General features: G+C 71.3%; 13 protein-coding genes. 5 read left to right on the top strand and 8 right to left on the bottom strand.

Features of this window, described 5'->3' with window-relative positions; genetic code table 11:
- Position 1 precedes the first annotated feature (1 nt).
- The gene (locus tag DEJ31_RS06330) at positions 2 to 448 is read left to right on the top strand and encodes a DUF3817 domain-containing protein (protein ID WP_111043458.1); all 447 of its coding nucleotides are present in this window, start codon (positions 2 to 4) and stop codon (positions 446 to 448) included.
- The gene (gene guaA / locus DEJ31_RS06335) at positions 445 to 2025 is read left to right on the top strand and encodes a glutamine-hydrolyzing GMP synthase (RefSeq protein ID WP_111121451.1); all 1581 of its coding nucleotides are present in this window, start codon (positions 445 to 447) and stop codon (positions 2023 to 2025) included. The genes DEJ31_RS06330 and guaA overlap by 4 nt, the downstream gene beginning before the upstream one ends.
- 608 nt (positions 2026 to 2633) lie before the next feature.
- Here the strand turns inward: guaA and DEJ31_RS06340 are convergent.
- Positions 2634 to 3551 (bottom strand): Bax inhibitor-1/YccA family protein, encoded by a 918-nt coding sequence (locus DEJ31_RS06340; protein ID WP_111043456.1) that lies wholly within the window; start codon positions 3549 to 3551, stop codon positions 2634 to 2636.
- A 298-nt stretch (positions 3552 to 3849) separates the two neighbouring features.
- Here DEJ31_RS06340 and DEJ31_RS06345 point away from each other — a divergent pair, with 298 nt between their 5' ends.
- On the top strand, positions 3850 to 4872 hold the full coding sequence (locus DEJ31_RS06345; RefSeq protein WP_111121452.1) for a glycerophosphodiester phosphodiesterase family protein: 1023 nt from the start codon (positions 3850 to 3852) through the stop codon (positions 4870 to 4872).
- A 36-nt stretch (positions 4873 to 4908) separates the two neighbouring features.
- Positions 4909 to 7374 (top strand): ATP-dependent helicase, encoded by a 2466-nt coding sequence (locus tag DEJ31_RS06350; protein WP_111121453.1) that lies wholly within the window; start codon positions 4909 to 4911, stop codon positions 7372 to 7374.
- A gap of 7 nt (positions 7375 to 7381) precedes the next feature.
- Here the strand turns inward: DEJ31_RS06350 and DEJ31_RS06355 are convergent, their stop codons facing one another.
- The 7 genes from DEJ31_RS06355 to DEJ31_RS06380 all read right to left on the bottom strand — a co-directional run bounded on the left by DEJ31_RS06355 (position 7382) and on the right by DEJ31_RS06380 (position 13127).
- Complete coding sequence (locus DEJ31_RS06355) at positions 7382 to 7885, bottom strand: GNAT family N-acetyltransferase (protein ID WP_111121454.1); 504 nt, start codon at positions 7883 to 7885, stop codon at positions 7382 to 7384.
- Between the two features lie 55 nt (positions 7886 to 7940).
- Positions 7941 to 8576: a pyridoxal 5'-phosphate synthase gene (locus tag DEJ31_RS06360; RefSeq protein ID WP_111121455.1), complete on the bottom strand. Its 636-nt coding sequence runs from the start codon at positions 8574 to 8576 to the stop codon at positions 7941 to 7943.
- Positions 8577 to 8594: 18 nt separating this feature from the next.
- Complete coding sequence (locus tag DEJ31_RS06365) at positions 8595 to 9287, bottom strand: NUDIX hydrolase (RefSeq protein WP_146243105.1); 693 nt, start codon at positions 9285 to 9287, stop codon at positions 8595 to 8597.
- On the bottom strand, positions 9284 to 9937 hold the full coding sequence (locus DEJ31_RS06370) for a hypothetical protein (protein WP_375537612.1): 654 nt from the start codon (positions 9935 to 9937) through the stop codon (positions 9284 to 9286). Before DEJ31_RS06370 ends, DEJ31_RS06365 begins: the two co-directional genes overlap by 4 nt.
- A gap of 25 nt (positions 9938 to 9962) precedes the next feature.
- On the bottom strand, positions 9963 to 10799 hold the full coding sequence (locus DEJ31_RS06375) for an oxygenase MpaB family protein (protein WP_181421554.1): 837 nt from the start codon (positions 10797 to 10799) through the stop codon (positions 9963 to 9965).
- Between the two features lie 37 nt (positions 10800 to 10836).
- Entirely contained in the window at positions 10837 to 11142 is a 306-nt protein-coding gene (locus DEJ31_RS16850) for a hypothetical protein (RefSeq protein WP_111195472.1), read from the bottom strand.
- 353 nt (positions 11143 to 11495) lie between these two features.
- The gene (locus tag DEJ31_RS06380) at positions 11496 to 13127 is read right to left on the bottom strand and encodes a RecQ family ATP-dependent DNA helicase (RefSeq protein ID WP_111121458.1); all 1632 of its coding nucleotides are present in this window, start codon (positions 13125 to 13127) and stop codon (positions 11496 to 11498) included.
- Between the two features lie 231 nt (positions 13128 to 13358).
- Between DEJ31_RS06380 and sucC the strand changes: the two genes are divergently transcribed.
- Positions 13359 to 14528, top strand: a complete 1170-nt coding sequence (gene sucC, locus DEJ31_RS06385; RefSeq protein WP_111078721.1) for an ADP-forming succinate--CoA ligase subunit beta — start codon at positions 13359 to 13361, stop codon at positions 14526 to 14528.
- Positions 14529 to 14534: the final 6 nt, after the last annotated feature.

Here is a 14534-nt window from a genome sequence, read left to right on the forward strand (position 1 = left end):
CATGGCTCTGACCGTCCGGACGCGCGACATCCCCAAGATCCCGGGGGCCGTGCGGTTCTACCGCATCTCCGCGTACGTCACCGGCGTGCTCCTGCTCGCCCTGGTCGTCGAGGTCGTCATCAAGTACACCCCGATCCAGCGTGAGATGCAGCTCGGCGGCGGCGCGTTCTTCGTCCCCAACGGCACCGCCGGTGAAGCACCCGGCACGTTCAACCTGTCGATCGCGATCCTCATCGCGCACGGCTGGCTGTACGTCGTCTACCTGTTCGCGGACTTCCGTCTGTGGAGCATCATGCGCTGGCGGCCGACGCGCTTCCTGCTCATCGCACTCGGCGGTGTGATCCCGTTCATGTCGTTCGTGGTCGAGCACCGCATGCAGCAGGCCGCCATGACCACGCACCACGAGCTGACCGCGCAGCAGTCGCGGGAGAAGGAGAGCGCTCGGTGAGCGAGACCGAACAGCGTCCCGTCCTCGTCGTCGACTTCGGCGCGCAGTACGCGCAGTTGATCGCACGACGTGTCCGCGAGGCCAACGTCTACAGCGAGATCGTCGCGCACTCCGTCACGGCGGACGAGATCCGGGCGAAGAACCCGGCCGCGATCGTCCTGTCCGGAGGCCCGTCCTCCGTCTACGAGGACGGCGCACCGTCTCTGGACGGCGAGATCCTGGACCTCGGCATCCCGGTGCTCGGCATCTGCTACGGCTTCCAGGCCATGGCGAAGTCACTCGGTGGTGAGGTCGCGAACACCGGCCTCCGCGAGTACGGCGCCACCGCGGTGACCGTCAGTGGCACCGACAGCGTCCTGCTCGGCGGCCAGCCCGCAGCGCAGACCACGTGGATGTCCCACGGGGACGCCGTGTCGAAGGCACCCGAGGGCTTCGAGGTCCTCGCGTCGAGCGAGTCCACGCCGGTCGCCGCGTTCGCTTCCGACGAGCGCAAGCTCTACGGCGTGCAGTGGCACCCGGAGGTCAAGCACTCCGCGTTCGGCCAGGCCGTGCTCGAGAACTTCCTGCACCGTGCCGCCGGGCTCCCGGGCGACTGGAACTCGGCGAATGTGATCGAGGAGCAGGTCGAGCGCATCCGCGCCCAGATCGGGTCCTCCCGTGTGATCGCCGGGCTCTCCGGTGGTGTGGACTCCGCCGTCGCCGCAGCCCTCGTGCACAGGGCCGTCGGCGACCAGCTCACATGCGTCTTCGTCGACCACGGGCTCCTCCGCACCGACGAGCGCAAGCAGGTCGAAGAGGACTACGTCGCCTCCACCGGCGTGCGCCTGGTCACGGTCGACGCCCGCGAGCAGTTCCTCGACGCCCTGGCCGGCGTCAGCGACCCCGAGCAGAAGCGCAAGATCATCGGGCGCGAGTTCATCCGCACGTTCGAAGCCGCAGCGGAAGCGCTCGTCCTCGAAGCGCGCGCATCCGACGGCGACGCCGAGGTCAAGTTCCTCGTGCAGGGCACCCTGTACCCGGACGTCGTCGAGTCCGGCGGCGGATCCGGCACCGCGAACATCAAGTCGCACCACAACGTCGGCGGGCTGCCCGACGACATGACGTTCGAACTCGTCGAGCCGCTGCGCACCCTGTTCAAGGACGAGGTCCGCGCGGTCGGTCGCGAGCTCGGGCTCCCGGAGGTCATCGTCGGACGCCAGCCGTTCCCCGGCCCGGGCCTCGGCATCCGCATCGTCGGTGAAGTGACCGCCGAGCGGCTCGAGATCCTCCGTGCCGCCGACGCCATCGCGCGCGCCGAGCTGACCGCGGCCGGCCTCGACGACGAGATCTGGCAGTGCCCGGTCGTCCTGCTCGCCGACGTCCGGTCGGTCGGGGTCCAGGGCGACGGCCGTACGTACGGGCACCCGATCGTGCTCCGTCCGGTCTCGTCCGAGGACGCCATGACCGCCGACTGGACGCGCCTGCCGTACGACGTGCTCGCGAAGATCTCGAACCGCATCACGAACGAGGTGCGCGACGTCAACCGAGTCGTGCTCGACGTCACGTCGAAGCCGCCGGGGACGATCGAGTGGGAGTGATCCTCCCCTGACGCCCGAGGGCCCGGTACGCGCTGCGTACCGGGCCCTCGCTCGTCCTGCGGGGTCGAGCCGTGCCTCCCGCCCGTCGCCCGCCCGCAGCCCGTCTGCCGAGGTCGCACGTTCTGCCGTCGCCCGCCCAGCCCGGCCGCCGAGGTCGCACGTTCTGCCGTCGGGCCGGCTCGCTGACGACAGTTCCTGCGACCCCGGCGAACCGGCTGCGGCATGTCGTGCGACCTGGCGGCGGACGGGGCTGGCGTGCGGGGGATGCTGCCGGCGCTCTCGGGGTCGCACGATCTGCCGCTCGGGCGGCTGGACGGCGGCGGGTTGAGCGACCTCGGCCAACCGGCTGCGGCGTGTTGCGCGACGTCGGCGGGCAGACGTGCCGGACGGGAGGCGCGGGCCGGGCCCGCCTGCCGCGCCCGGCTGCCTTCCGCCGACCGGTCACACGTCGTCGTTCTCGCCAGTGCTGAGCGACGATTCGTGACCGCTCGGCGGAGGTGAGCGGGGTGTTGTGACCGGTCGGGCGCCCGCCGCCGCCCGCGCCCGCCGCCCGCCCGGGAACGACGAAGGGCCCCGGCGGAAGCCGGGGCCCTTCGCGGTGCGGAACGCTAGTTGCGGGAGCTGCTCGCCACGATCGCCAGGATGCGCAGGATCTCGAGGTAGAGCCAGACCAGCGTGACGATGAGACCGAAGGCGGCCGTCCATGCGTAGACGCGCGGAGCGCCGCGTTCGACGCCGGTCTTGATCTGGTCGAAGTCCAGGATCAGCGAGTACGCCGCCATCAGCACCACGAAGATGCCGATCAGGACACCGAGCGGGATGCCGAACAGCGAGACGCCGAGGAGCCCGAACGCGCTCTGGGTCACACCGGTGAACATGAGCACGATGTTGACGAGCGAGAACGCCATGTAGCCGACCATCGCGACCAGGAAGAACCGGGTCAGCTTGGGGGTGGCACGGACCTTGCCGGACGAGAACAGCAGCAGCGTGACGGCGAAGACACCGAGGGTGCCGAACACCGCCTGCGTGACGATGCCGTCCCACATCGTGTTGTACATCCCCGAGATGCCACCGACGAAGAGGCCCTCGAAGAATGCGTACGCGAGCACGAGTGCCGGCGACGGCTTCTTCTTGAAGGTGTTCACCAGCGCGAGGACGAACCCGACCAATGCGCCGACGATCCAGACCACGGGCGGCAGGTTCCAGCCGGCGACCGCACCGACGAGGAGCACGCCGAAGGCCAGGAGCGTCTTGACGATGGTGTCCTCGTACGACATGCGACCGGTGTCGACCTTGTCGGCCGAGGGGCGGTCGTACATGTCCCGGAGCTGGTCGGGCGACATGCCGGGCTGCTGCGGCGCCTGGCCCCAGCCGGTCTGCCCGTACGGGGCCTGCGGGTAGCCGCCCTGCTGCGGGTACCCCTGCTGCGGGTAGGCGCCCCGCGGTGCGTTCGAGCCGGCGCCCCATGCGTTCCGGCCCGCGTCGTTGAAGGCGGGGGACTGGTCGAAACCGGGCTTGAAGGCCATGGTGTCCTCTGATTTCCTCTGGTGTGGAGTCGTGGATCCGGTACCCGGGTGGCATCGGTTCGTGGGCTCGTGACGGAGTGCGGCGGTGCCGTTCCTTCGTGTCCTCACAGCCTACGGGCCGTGAGGGTTCGATGGCTGAGGATCCGCGGGAAGCGGAACCGGCGTCCGTGCTCCTGCGCGGCAGTTTATTGACGGTCACTGTCGGTCCACCGTGGGAACTCCGCATGCTCGCTGAACGTCTGCGCGGGCCTCGGTCTCGAGGACACTGCGTTCACCCGCGCTCCGTATCGTCGCCTGCATGCAGCCGCTCGTCATCGCCCACCGCGGAGCCTCCGGGTACCGCCCCGAGCACTCCCGCAGCGCCTACGAGCTCGCCATCGAGCTCGGCGCGGACGCCATCGAGCCGGACCTCGTGCCGACGAAGGACGGTGTCCTGGTCCTCCGGCACGAGAACGAGGTCTCCGGGACGACCGACGTCGCCGACCGTCCGGAGTTCCGCGCCCGCCGCACCACGAAGACGATCGACGGGCACCGGTTCACCGGCTGGTTCACCGAGGACTTCACCTGGGACGAGCTGCGAACCCTGCGGACCCGCGAGCGCCTGCCGGAGCTGCGCCGCGCCTCCCGGCAGCACGACGGCGAGGACACGGTCCTGCGCCTGGAGGACCTGCTGGCGATCCTGGACGCCGCGCCGCGGCGGGTCGGGCTCGTCGCCGAGGTGAAGCACGCCAGCGCGTTCGCCGCGGCCGGGTTCCCGATGGCCTCGCTCCTCGACGGCGTCCTGGGTACCGCGGGGTGGCGCGGTGACGACCGGCTGACGGTCGAGTCGTTCGAGAAGGGCGTCCTCCGGCAGGTCGCCGAACAGGGCACCGGTGGGCGGCTGGTGTACCTCCAGGAGGCCCGTGGTGCGGCCGCTGACGAGGTCGCCGCCGCCGGTCCCGCCGCCACCACCTACGCCGACGAGCGGACCGACGCCGCGCTCGCGGGGCTCGCGGCCGAGTTCGACGGCATCAGCGTCGACCTGCCGACGCTGATGGCGGGCGTCGACACCCGGGCGGTCGACGATCCCGGCCCGGTGCGGAGCGACGTGGTCGAGCGGGCACACGCGGCCGGCCTCGCCGTCTACACGTGGACCCTGCGGCCGGAGAACCGGTTCCTGCCCGCTGCTCTCCGTCGTGGCGGCGAGCTGGCAGCGCTCGGGGACTGGGAACGGTGGTTCACGTCGGTCCTCCGCACGGGCGTCGACGGGGTCTTCGCGGACCACGCCGACCTGGCCGTCCGGGCCCGATCGCTCGTCGCGGAACGGTCCGACCGGGCCTGATCGGACGTCGGGGGTCGCGCCTAGACTGTCTCGGACATGACGATCGTGCTCGACCCCTCCGACCCGACGCCCGGCCGCACCGACGGCGCGGGTGCGCGTGACCGTGCCTACGAGGACCCGTTCACCGCGGGCCTGAACCCCCAGCAGAAAGAAGCCGTCGAGTACCGCGGCGAGTCCCTGCTCATCGTGGCCGGTGCCGGCTCGGGCAAGACGAGCGTGCTCACCCGTCGCATCGCGCTGCTCCTGGCGAACCGAGAAGCCTGGCCGTCCCAGATCCTGGCGATCACGTTCACCAACAAGGCCGCGGCCGAGATGCGCGAGCGGGTGCAGGCCCTGGTCGGCCAGGCCGCCGAGGGCATGTGGATCTCGACGTTCCACTCCGCGTGCGTGCGGATCCTCCGGCGTGAAGCCGAACGGTTCGGGTTCCCGCAGTCGTTCACGATCTACGACTCGGCCGACTCCCGGGCGTTGCTCAAGCGGATCATCAAGGACCTCGAGGCGGACACCCTCGGGCTGACGGTCGGAGCCGCGGCGGCGAAGATCTCGAAGCTCAAGAACGAGCTGCAGGACATCGACACCTACGCCCGCAACATCAACGCGAGCGACCCGCAGGAGGTCATGTTCACCGAGGTGTTCCGTCGGTACACGAGCGAGCTGCGGCGGGCGAACGCGTTCGACTTCGACGACCTCATCGGCCAGACGGTGTTCCTGTTCCGGGCGTTCCCGGAGATCGCCGCGCTGTACCAGCGCCGCTTCCGGTACGTCCTGGTCGACGAGTACCAGGACACGAACCACGCGCAGTACGCGCTCATCCGCGAGCTCACCCGTCCGGTGCCCGTGGACCAGGTCGACAAGCTCGAGGACACCGGGCAGCACGTCGAACGGATGCGCGAGGCCGACGGGTCGATCGCGCCGGCGTCGCTCACCGTCGTCGGTGACTCCGACCAGTCCATCTACGCGTTCCGCGGGGCGGACATCCGCAACATCGTCGAGTTCGAGCGCGACTTCCCGAACTCGAAGGTGATCCTGCTCGAGCAGAACTACCGATCGACGCAGAACATCCTCGACGCCGCGAACGCCGTCATCTCCAACAACTTCGACCGGCAGGCGAAGAGCCTGTTCACCGACGTCGGCGCCGGCGAGAAGATCGTCGGCTTCACCGGGTACACCGGCCACGACGAAGCCCAGTTCGTCGCGGACGAGATCCAGCGCCTGCACGAGGACGGCATGGACTACCGCGACATGGCGGTGTTCTACCGGACGAACTCGCAGACCCGTGCGCTGGAGGAGATCTTCATCCGGGCGGCGATCCCGTACCGGGTGCTCGGCGGCACGAAGTTCTACGAGCGGGCCGAGATCAAGGACGCGATGTCCTACCTGATCACGGTCGCGAACCCGGCCGATCCGCTGTCGCTCCGCCGCATCCTCAACGTGCCGAAGCGCGGCATCGGCGCCGTCACCGAGACGACCCTGCAGCGGTACGCCGACGAGCACGAGGTCTCGATGCGCGAGGCCCTGCGGCACGCCGACGAGCTCGGCTTCGGACCCAAGGTCCGGACCGCCATCACCTCGTTCGCGAGGCTGCTCGACGACGTCTCCGCGAAGGCCGCGGACCAGCCCGTCGTGGACACGCTCACGCAGCTGCTCGACGGGTCCGGGCTGCTCGAACAGCTCCGGAAGTCGCCGGATGCGCAGGACGCCGCCCGTGCGGACAACATCGACGAGCTCGTGGCCGTGACGCGGGAGTTCCAGAAGAACAACCCCGAGGGCACGCTCTCCGACTTCCTGACCGAGGTCTCGCTGGTGGCCGCGGCCGACGAGCTCGACGACTCCTCCGGCACGGTGTCCCTGATGACGCTGCACACCGCGAAGGGCCTGGAGTACGACGCGGTGTTCTTGACCGGCGTCGAAGAAGACCTGCTGCCGCACCGGATGTCCGCGAACGAGCCCGGTGGCCCGTCGGAGGAGCGCCGTCTGTTCTACGTCGGCATCACCCGCGCGAAGAAGGTCCTGTTCCTGTCGCTCGCGATGACCCGGGCACAGTTCGGCGACGTCAACGTGGCGATGCCCTCGCGCTTCCTGCAGGAGATCCCCGAGGGGCTCATCGAGTGGAAGCAGTCACCGGGCATGGCGAACAGTCGTGGTGGCACGCAGCCCCGCGCGATCAACGCCAAGCGTGACGGTGGGTTCGGCGGTTCGGGCGGCGGCACCGGGGGCGGCTACCGCGGCGGTGGCGGCTGGGGCAGCGGTTCCTACGACCGTGCTGCTGCCGCCGCGAAGACCCGTCCGAAGACCGAGTGGGCGAACCGGGTGTCCGGGCAGGTCCGGGACAACGGGGACATGGAACTCGCTGCCGGTGACCGGATCTCGCACGTCGACTTCGGGCAGGGGACCGTCTCGGCGGTGACCGGTCAGGGTGCGAAGCGGATCGCCGAGATCGCGTTCGACACCGCGGGGCGGAAGAAGCTCCTCATCAAGATCGCGCCGATCGAGAAGCTCTAGCCGGACGTCAGCGGACCATGCGTGCCGCGACGAGGGCGTTGTCGCCGAGGTGCTCGGTCTTCGTCGCGCCGTCTCGGCGGAACCCGTTGCGGGCGTAGAACGCCTGCGCACGAGGGTTGTCGTCCGCGACCCAGAGGAACGCCGGCGCGTCGGAGAGCACCGCGTCGAGGAGCATCTGGCCGGCCCCGGACCCGTACGCGGAGGCGAGGACGGAGATGCCGGTGAGCTCGACGTCCCGGACGGAGTGTTCGTCACGCCCCGGCCCGGCGGTCGCCCAGCCGACGACGACGCCGTCATGCTCGGCGACGGCGACACTGGTACCGGCCGCGCCCGCGCCGGCGATCGTCCGCCGCCATCGGGTGGTGCGGGCGACTGGGTCGAGCGAGGACAGGAACGCGGCGGGCAGCAGGTGGGCGTACGCCTGGCGCCAGGCCTGGACGTGCACGTCGGCGATGCCCGGTGCGTCCGCTTCCACGGCGGTCCGGACGGTGATGCGTGCTGCGGCCGTCATGGTCCGACGCTACCGCAGCGCCGTTCCGAGCCCTGCTCGCGAACCGACCGCTGCGCTACGGCTGCAGCCGCGTCGCGGTCCAGCTCCCGTCGGCGTGCACGTACTGCAGACGGCGGTGCATGCGGTCGCGGCTGCCGTGCCAGAACTCGACCGTGTCGGGCTCCAGGCGCCACGCGTCCCACAGCGGCGGCCGGGGCACGTCGTCGTCGGACTCGGCGAGCAGCTCGTTGGCGTCGTCGATCAGGTCCTGCAGCGTCCGCGGTTCGAGCACCGCGGACTGGTCCGCGATCGCGGTGGCGGCGCGGGACTTCGGCGAGCGGTCGGCGAACAGGGCGTCGGACTCCTCGTCGGAGAGCTGCACCACCCGGCCCTCGAACCGGAGCTGCTGCATCGTCTCACGCCAGTACACCTGCAGGGCGGCGTGCGGGTTCTCGGCGAGCTGGCGGCCCTTCGGGCTCTCGGCGGAGGTGCCGAACACCAGCCCGCGGTCCTCGATGCGCTTGACGTCGACGGTCCGGGCACTGACCCGGCCGTCGGCGCCGGCGGTCGCGAGCGTCATCGACAGCGGCTCGGACACCTCGTGTTCACCGGCCTGGTCGAGCCAGAGGCGCGCGAGGGCGAGCGGCGATGCGGGAGGCGCGTCGAACTCGGGCAGGTGCAGGGACTCTTCCCCGGACAGCGAAGCAGACATGCGCCCACTCAACCGCGCTCAGTCCGTCCACGTCCAGGCTGCCGGGGGACGCCCGCCCCGCCCGGCACCGGAACGGACGACCGGTTCCACCGCGGCGTCGAGCCGGGTCAGTGCCGGGTTCGTGCGGAGCGCCCGGTTGAGGTTGCCCGGGTCCGGTGCCACCCCGGTCAGGGCGACGACGAGCCGTGCGGCGTCCGGTGTGGTGAACCGTTCGCCGAGCAGCGCCCGGGTCAGTGGTCCATCCGACCAGAGCCGGGTCCGCGCGTGGTCGAGCGCTGCCGTGATGATCCGGTCGTGGTCGAACGGCAGCCCGAGCGGCAGCCCCACCGCGTCGTGCCAGACCACGGCGTCGGAGACAGCAGCCGTGCCGGCGGTGACCGCGAGGAACGCGATGCTGATCGCAGCGCTCCGCGGGTCCCGCTCGGGTCCGTCGAACGCCCCGATCTGGGCGAGGTGCCGGACCGCCGCCGCGTCCGTCCCGGTCTTGGTCCGCAGCGCGCGTCGCGCACTGTCGGCGAGGAGTTCCGGACCGTCCAGGAGGACGCCGGGCAGCGCCTCCCGTCCGACGAACGGTTCGTACCGCCTCCTGGCGGTGGCGACCCGGAGGCCGCCCGGATCGACTCCGTCGCCCGTGCCGTCGAACGCGACGAGGACGACGTCCACGGCGATGAGCGGCTGGTCGCGGACCGCCGCCGGAGCGGCCACGCTCACGCCGCCGCCGTACCCGCGGCCGCACGTCGGGCGGCACGGCCGGCCCGCTCACGACGGAGCGTCTCACGGACGTCGGCGAAGGACTGGAGGACCGTGAACCGCCCGTCGACCCACACCGGCTGGAGCAGACTGGTCGCCTCGTCCTCCGGGGTGGCCTGGTCGGTCTGCCGGATCTCGCCGGTCGCGTCGCGGTGCAGGGCGATCCGGCCCTTGGCGCTCTTCTTGCCGCTGCCGGTCTTCGGGTCCTTCTGGATGTCGACCGGTTGGCCGTCGACCAGGGCCCAGGTGGCCTTCACGGCGCTGCCGAGGTTGTCGCGGGTCATGAACTGGTACGTGTACGACCCGATGCCGAGCACCACGTTGTCGCTGCCGTAGCCCTTCGCGGCGAGGCGTTCGTAGATCCGGCGGGCGCGGTCGGGGGTGATGCTGTCGCCGTAGATGACGCCGATGTGCTGGTCGAGGAGTTCGACGACGCCCTTCTGCTCGTCGCTGCGGTCGGCGGCGAACAGCTCGGCCTCGTCGACGCCGTGCACGGTGCCGGTGACGATGTCGACCGGGTCGCCGGAGTCCGGGCGGATGACGAGCTTGCCGTCGCGGGCCGTGATGCGGTCCTCGAGCTGCGGGAGCACCTCGGTGAGCACCTTGAACACGTCGAAGCCGTCGCTGAGCCCTCCTTCAGTGCGCGGAGTACCGGCGGGCGGTCCGGTGCATCGCGCGGATGAGCAGCGGCCCCGGCAGTCGCAGCAGCGCGCCGGGCAGCACCGCGCGGAACAACCGGAGGCCCGTCACGGTCCGGCGGAAGCGTCGAGCCTCCCGCGGCCCCCAGGCGAAGCCGTACTGCGACCGCACCGCCGCGGGCAGCATCCCCACCGTGACGATCCGCACGACCGGCATCGCCGCGCGCACCCATGCCGGCGCGTGTCGCGGGTGCAGCAGGTCGCGCACGACACCGCGGGCGTCGTCCGTCACCCGGAGCTGCGCGAGCGACGCGGCCCAGTACTGCTCGAACGCCGGCATCGAGTCCGGCCACCGCTCGGCCGGGACCCGCAGGGCCGTCGCGATCGGTGCGTAGGCACGGAGCACGTCCTCGGCCCGTGCGCCGTCGACGGGGGTGCCGAGCAGGCGGTGGGTCCGGATCGCCGAGTCGACGAGCGTGGCCGCGACCCAGAGCTGCCGGTCCGGGTCGTCGGCGCCGGTCACCGGGCGGTGCGCGTGGGCCACGAACGAGGATGCGACGGCAGCGTCATCGGGGGTTCCGACCACGACCGCGTAGACGTACATCAGGGTGTGCGCCAGGCGCTGCTGCGGTCGCCTGGCGAAGTCCGAGTGGCGCCGGACCCCGGCCGCCACCACGGGATCGGCGATCTGCAGCAGGATCGCGCGGCCGCCCGCCACGACGGGCGTGCTGTCGGCGAGGAACCGGCGGAGCGCGCGGCTCTGGTCGCGAGCAGGGGACGGGCGGGAGGCCCGGCGCACGTCGTGCACCGGGCCTCCCGCCCGTCGTCCGGTCACGTTCAGCGTCGTCGGGTCAGCTCGGCGTCGGGGCAGCTCAGAGCGGCTTCGTGCCCAGGTCGCCGCCGAGGTCGGGGCGCTCGTCGCCGTGCTCCCACATGTCCGGAGAGCCCTCGTTCGGTGCGCCGCCGGTCGGGCCGTCGTCGGTGCCGTCACCGAGCTGGGGCTCGACGGTCTCGCCGGCGACGGCGTCGTTCGTGACGGTCTCGAGCGCCTCCTCGGCGTCGTCGGTCTCGAAGCCGCCGACGTACTCGCGGTCGACGTCGTCGGCGCGGCCCTCGTCGTCGGAGTCGCTGACGCCGTCGCTGAACTCGTCGCCTGGGGTGATGCCGGGGTCGGACATGGTCGCTCCTGTCGGTCGTCGTGGTGATGCGTGTGGGCTGGATGTGCGGTGCGCGTCTGTGGTGCGCCGTCTGCCGTGCGCGGTCTGCGGTGTGCCGTCCTGCCCACCGGTCCTTGGTACCCGGGTGCCGGTGGGAGTGTGCGCGGTGGTCGGGGGACGCACCGGGTCGCTCGGCGCACCGTCGGAACCGCGCGTGACCGTTCGTGGCCGGTTCGCGCGCCGTTCACCCGGTGGACACCGACGGGTCACACTCCCGGTGTCTACTGCACGTGCTCGGGGGAGTGGAGCGCGGTCGCCGACGGGTGGTCGAGCGACCGCGCCTTCCCCCCCGGGGACTGCTCGCTGCAGCTGGTTCAGACCCGTTCGAGCAGGTGCCGCTCGGTGACGTCGGCCAGGGCGAGCGTGCGGTAGCCGGCGGACTCGAAGAACACCGTCAGCCGGTCGTCCTCGGTGCTCATCACGGTCCCGCGGCCCCATTCGGAGTGCTCGACCGGCGCGTCCGGCGGCCACTCGGCATCGTGCGACCCGTCCGCGCCGTGTGTGTCGGCATCGGTGGCGGTGCCGGCGGAGCAGGTGTCGCAGTTGCCGCACGGCTCGGGGAGTTCGTCACCGAAGTAGCCGAGCAGGAACTGTCGACGGCAGCCGTTCGTCTCGGCGAAGCGACGCATCATCTCGATCCGGGACTCCTCGACCCGCTCCCGCTCCTTCGCGTGCGCCCGGGCGAGCTCGGCGGCCGCGGCGGCGTCCGCCGGTCCGTGCGGTGCCCGACGCAGGCCGTCCCGGTCGTCGACCAGCGCACCGGCGTCGACCAGGGTGTTCACGACCCGTCCCGCGGTGCGTGCGGCGAGCCCGGCCCGCTCGGCGATCTCGGAGCGGGCGACGGCGCCGTCGGCGGGCACCGCGTCGAACACGGCGCGGAGCGATGCCGTACGGGGCGAGCCCGAGGCGAAGAACCGGCGTAGCCCGAGGTCCTCCGACCGGTAGTGCAGGGTCGCGAGACCGACGTCGCCGTCCCGTCCGGCCCGGCCGACCTCCTGGTAGTAGGCATCGACCGACTCGGGGACGTCGGCGTGCACGACGAAGCGGACGTCCGGCTTGTCGATGCCCATGCCGAACGCGCTCGTGGCGACGACGACGTCCAGATCGCCGTCGAGGAACTCGTGGTGCACGTGCTCGCGGTCCCGCACCCGGAGCCCCGCGTGGTATGCCTTCGCCCGTCGGCCGCTCTCGACGAGTTCGTCGGCGTAGAGCACGGTCTCGGCGCGGGTCGCGACGTAGACGATGCCCGCACCCTCGAGCCCCACGACCTGGGCGACGACGGCTTCGCGCTTCTCGTCCTCGTCCGTGTGTCGCTGCACCTCGAAGCGCAGGTTCGGCCGGTCGAACCCGGTGGCGAGCACGAGTGGGTCGCGCATCCCGAGCCGTTCGACGATCTCCTTCCGGACCGGCGTCGAGCCGGTCGCCGTCATCGCGAGCACCGGAGGGCGGCCGAGGCGCTCGATGACCTCGCCGAGGACCAGGTAGTCCGGGCGGAAGTCGTGCCCCCAGCTCGAGACGCAGTGCGCCTCGTCGACCGTGACGAGGGCGACGCCGGCCTCACGGAGTCGGTCGACGACGTCGTCCTTGGCGAGTTGTTCCGGGGCGAGGAAGACGTAGCGGGCAGCCCCGGAGGCGACTGCCTCCCACGCGTCCTCGAGCTCCCGGTGCGCCCGGGTGGCGTTGATCGTGACGGCGCGGGGCGCGTCCGGGTGGTCCTCGATGCCGACGACCTGGTCCTCCTGCAGGGCCACGAGCGGCGAGACCACGACGACCGGGCCGTCGAGGGCCAGGGCGGCGACCTGGTAGATCGCGGACTTGCCCGAACCGGTCGGCATCAGCGCCAGGGCATCGCGCCCGGCGAGGACCGCGTCGACCACGGTCTCCTGGGCGTCGCGGAGTTCCCAGCCGAAGACCTCGGCGGCACGGGTACGGAGTTCGTTCTGCACCCGATCGACGGTGCACGATCGGGCCTGGTCGGTCGCCCGGAGACGGCGTACCCCGGACGACGTGGGTCCGAGGCGGTCTGGGCCGCGCGTTCCCCGCCGGGCAACGCGCGTCCACCTGCCAGCGCTAGGCTCAGCTGCGGCCGTCGTCTCGACATCGAGCGACCCTCGATGAGGAGGACGCGACCGGATGACCGATGCCGATCGCACGAACCGTGCGGGAAGAAGAACAGCGTGGATCTTTTCGAGTACCAGGCCAGGGACCTCTTCGAGTCCTACGGCGTCCCTGTGCTGCAGGGCATCATCGCCGACACACCCGAGCAGGCGAAGGCGGCGGCCGAGCAGATCGGCGGAGTCGTCGTCGTCAAGGCGCAGGTGAAGGTCGGCGGTCGCGGCAAGGCCGGCGGCGTCAAGGTCGCGAAGACCCCCGACGAGGCGTTCGAGCACGCACAGGCGATCCTCGGCCTCGACATCAAGGGCCACACCGTGCAGCGCGTGATGGTCGCGCAGGGCGCTGACATCGCCGAGGAGTTCTACTTCTCGGTGCTGCTCGACCGCGCGAACCGCTCCTACCTGTCGCTCGTCAGCGTCGAGGGCGGCATGGAGATCGAGCAGCTCGCGGTGGAGAAGCCCGAAGCCCTCGCACGGGTCGAGGTGAACCCGCTGACCGGGATCAACCAGGAGGCCGGGGTCGACATCGCACGCCAGGCCGGGTTCCCGGACGAGCTGGTCGACCAGGTCGCGAGCGTCTTCGTGAAGCTCTACGACGTGTTCGCGGGTGAGGACGCCACCCTGGTCGAGGTCAACCCCCTCGTCCGCACCGGTGACGGCCAGATCCTGGCGCTCGACGGCAAGGTCACGCTCGACGAGAACGCCGACTTCCGCCACGAGGGACACGGGGCACTCGAGGACACCGCCAGCGAGGACCCGCTCGAGGCCAAGGCGAAGGCCCACGGCCTCAACTACGTCAAGCTCGACGGCCAGGTCGGCGTCATCGGCAACGGGGCCGGACTCGTCATGTCGACGCTCGACGTCGTCGCCTACGCCGGCGAGCGTCACGGCGGGGTCAAGCCCGCCAACTTCCTCGACATCGGTGGTGGTGCCTCAGCAGAGGTGATGGCCAACGGCCTCGACGTCATCCTCGGTGACCCGCAGGTGAAGAGCGTCTTCGTGAACGTCTTCGGCGGCATCACCGCCTGCGACGCCGTCGCGAACGGCATCGTCGCCGCCCTCGGCATCCTCGGCGACGCGGCCACGAAGCCGCTCGTCGTCCGCCTGGACGGCAACAACGTGGAAGAGGGCCGACGGATCCTGGCGGAGGCAGCGCACCCGCTCGTCACCGTCGCCGCGACCATGGACGACGCGGCCGAGAAGGCCGCCGAACTCGCCGCCGCAGCGGCCTGAAAGGAC

This window comes from Curtobacterium sp. MCPF17_031 (assembly GCF_003234035.1).
GTDB lineage: Bacteria > Actinomycetota > Actinomycetes > Actinomycetales > Microbacteriaceae > Curtobacterium.

Excerpts from the sequence above, each read along its gene's own strand:
- DEJ31_RS06340 (WP_111043456.1), bottom strand. The coding sequence starts at position 3,551 with ATGGCCTTCAAGCCCGGTTTCGACCAGTCCCCCGCCTTCAACGACGCG.
- DEJ31_RS06350 (WP_111121453.1), top strand. The coding sequence starts at position 4,909 with ATGACGATCGTGCTCGACCCCTCCGACCCGACGCCCGGCCGCACCGAC.
- DEJ31_RS06355 (WP_111121454.1), bottom strand. The coding sequence starts at position 7,885 with ATGACGGCCGCAGCACGCATCACCGTCCGGACCGCCGTGGAAGCGGAC.
- DEJ31_RS16850 (WP_111195472.1), bottom strand. The coding sequence starts at position 11,142 with ATGTCCGACCCCGGCATCACCCCAGGCGACGAGTTCAGCGACGGCGTC.
- DEJ31_RS06330 (WP_111043458.1), top strand. The coding sequence starts at position 2 with ATGGCTCTGACCGTCCGGACGCGCGACATCCCCAAGATCCCGGGGGCC.
- DEJ31_RS06345 (WP_111121452.1), top strand. The coding sequence starts at position 3,850 with ATGCAGCCGCTCGTCATCGCCCACCGCGGAGCCTCCGGGTACCGCCCC.
- DEJ31_RS06360 (WP_111121455.1), bottom strand. The coding sequence starts at position 8,576 with ATGTCTGCTTCGCTGTCCGGGGAAGAGTCCCTGCACCTGCCCGAGTTC.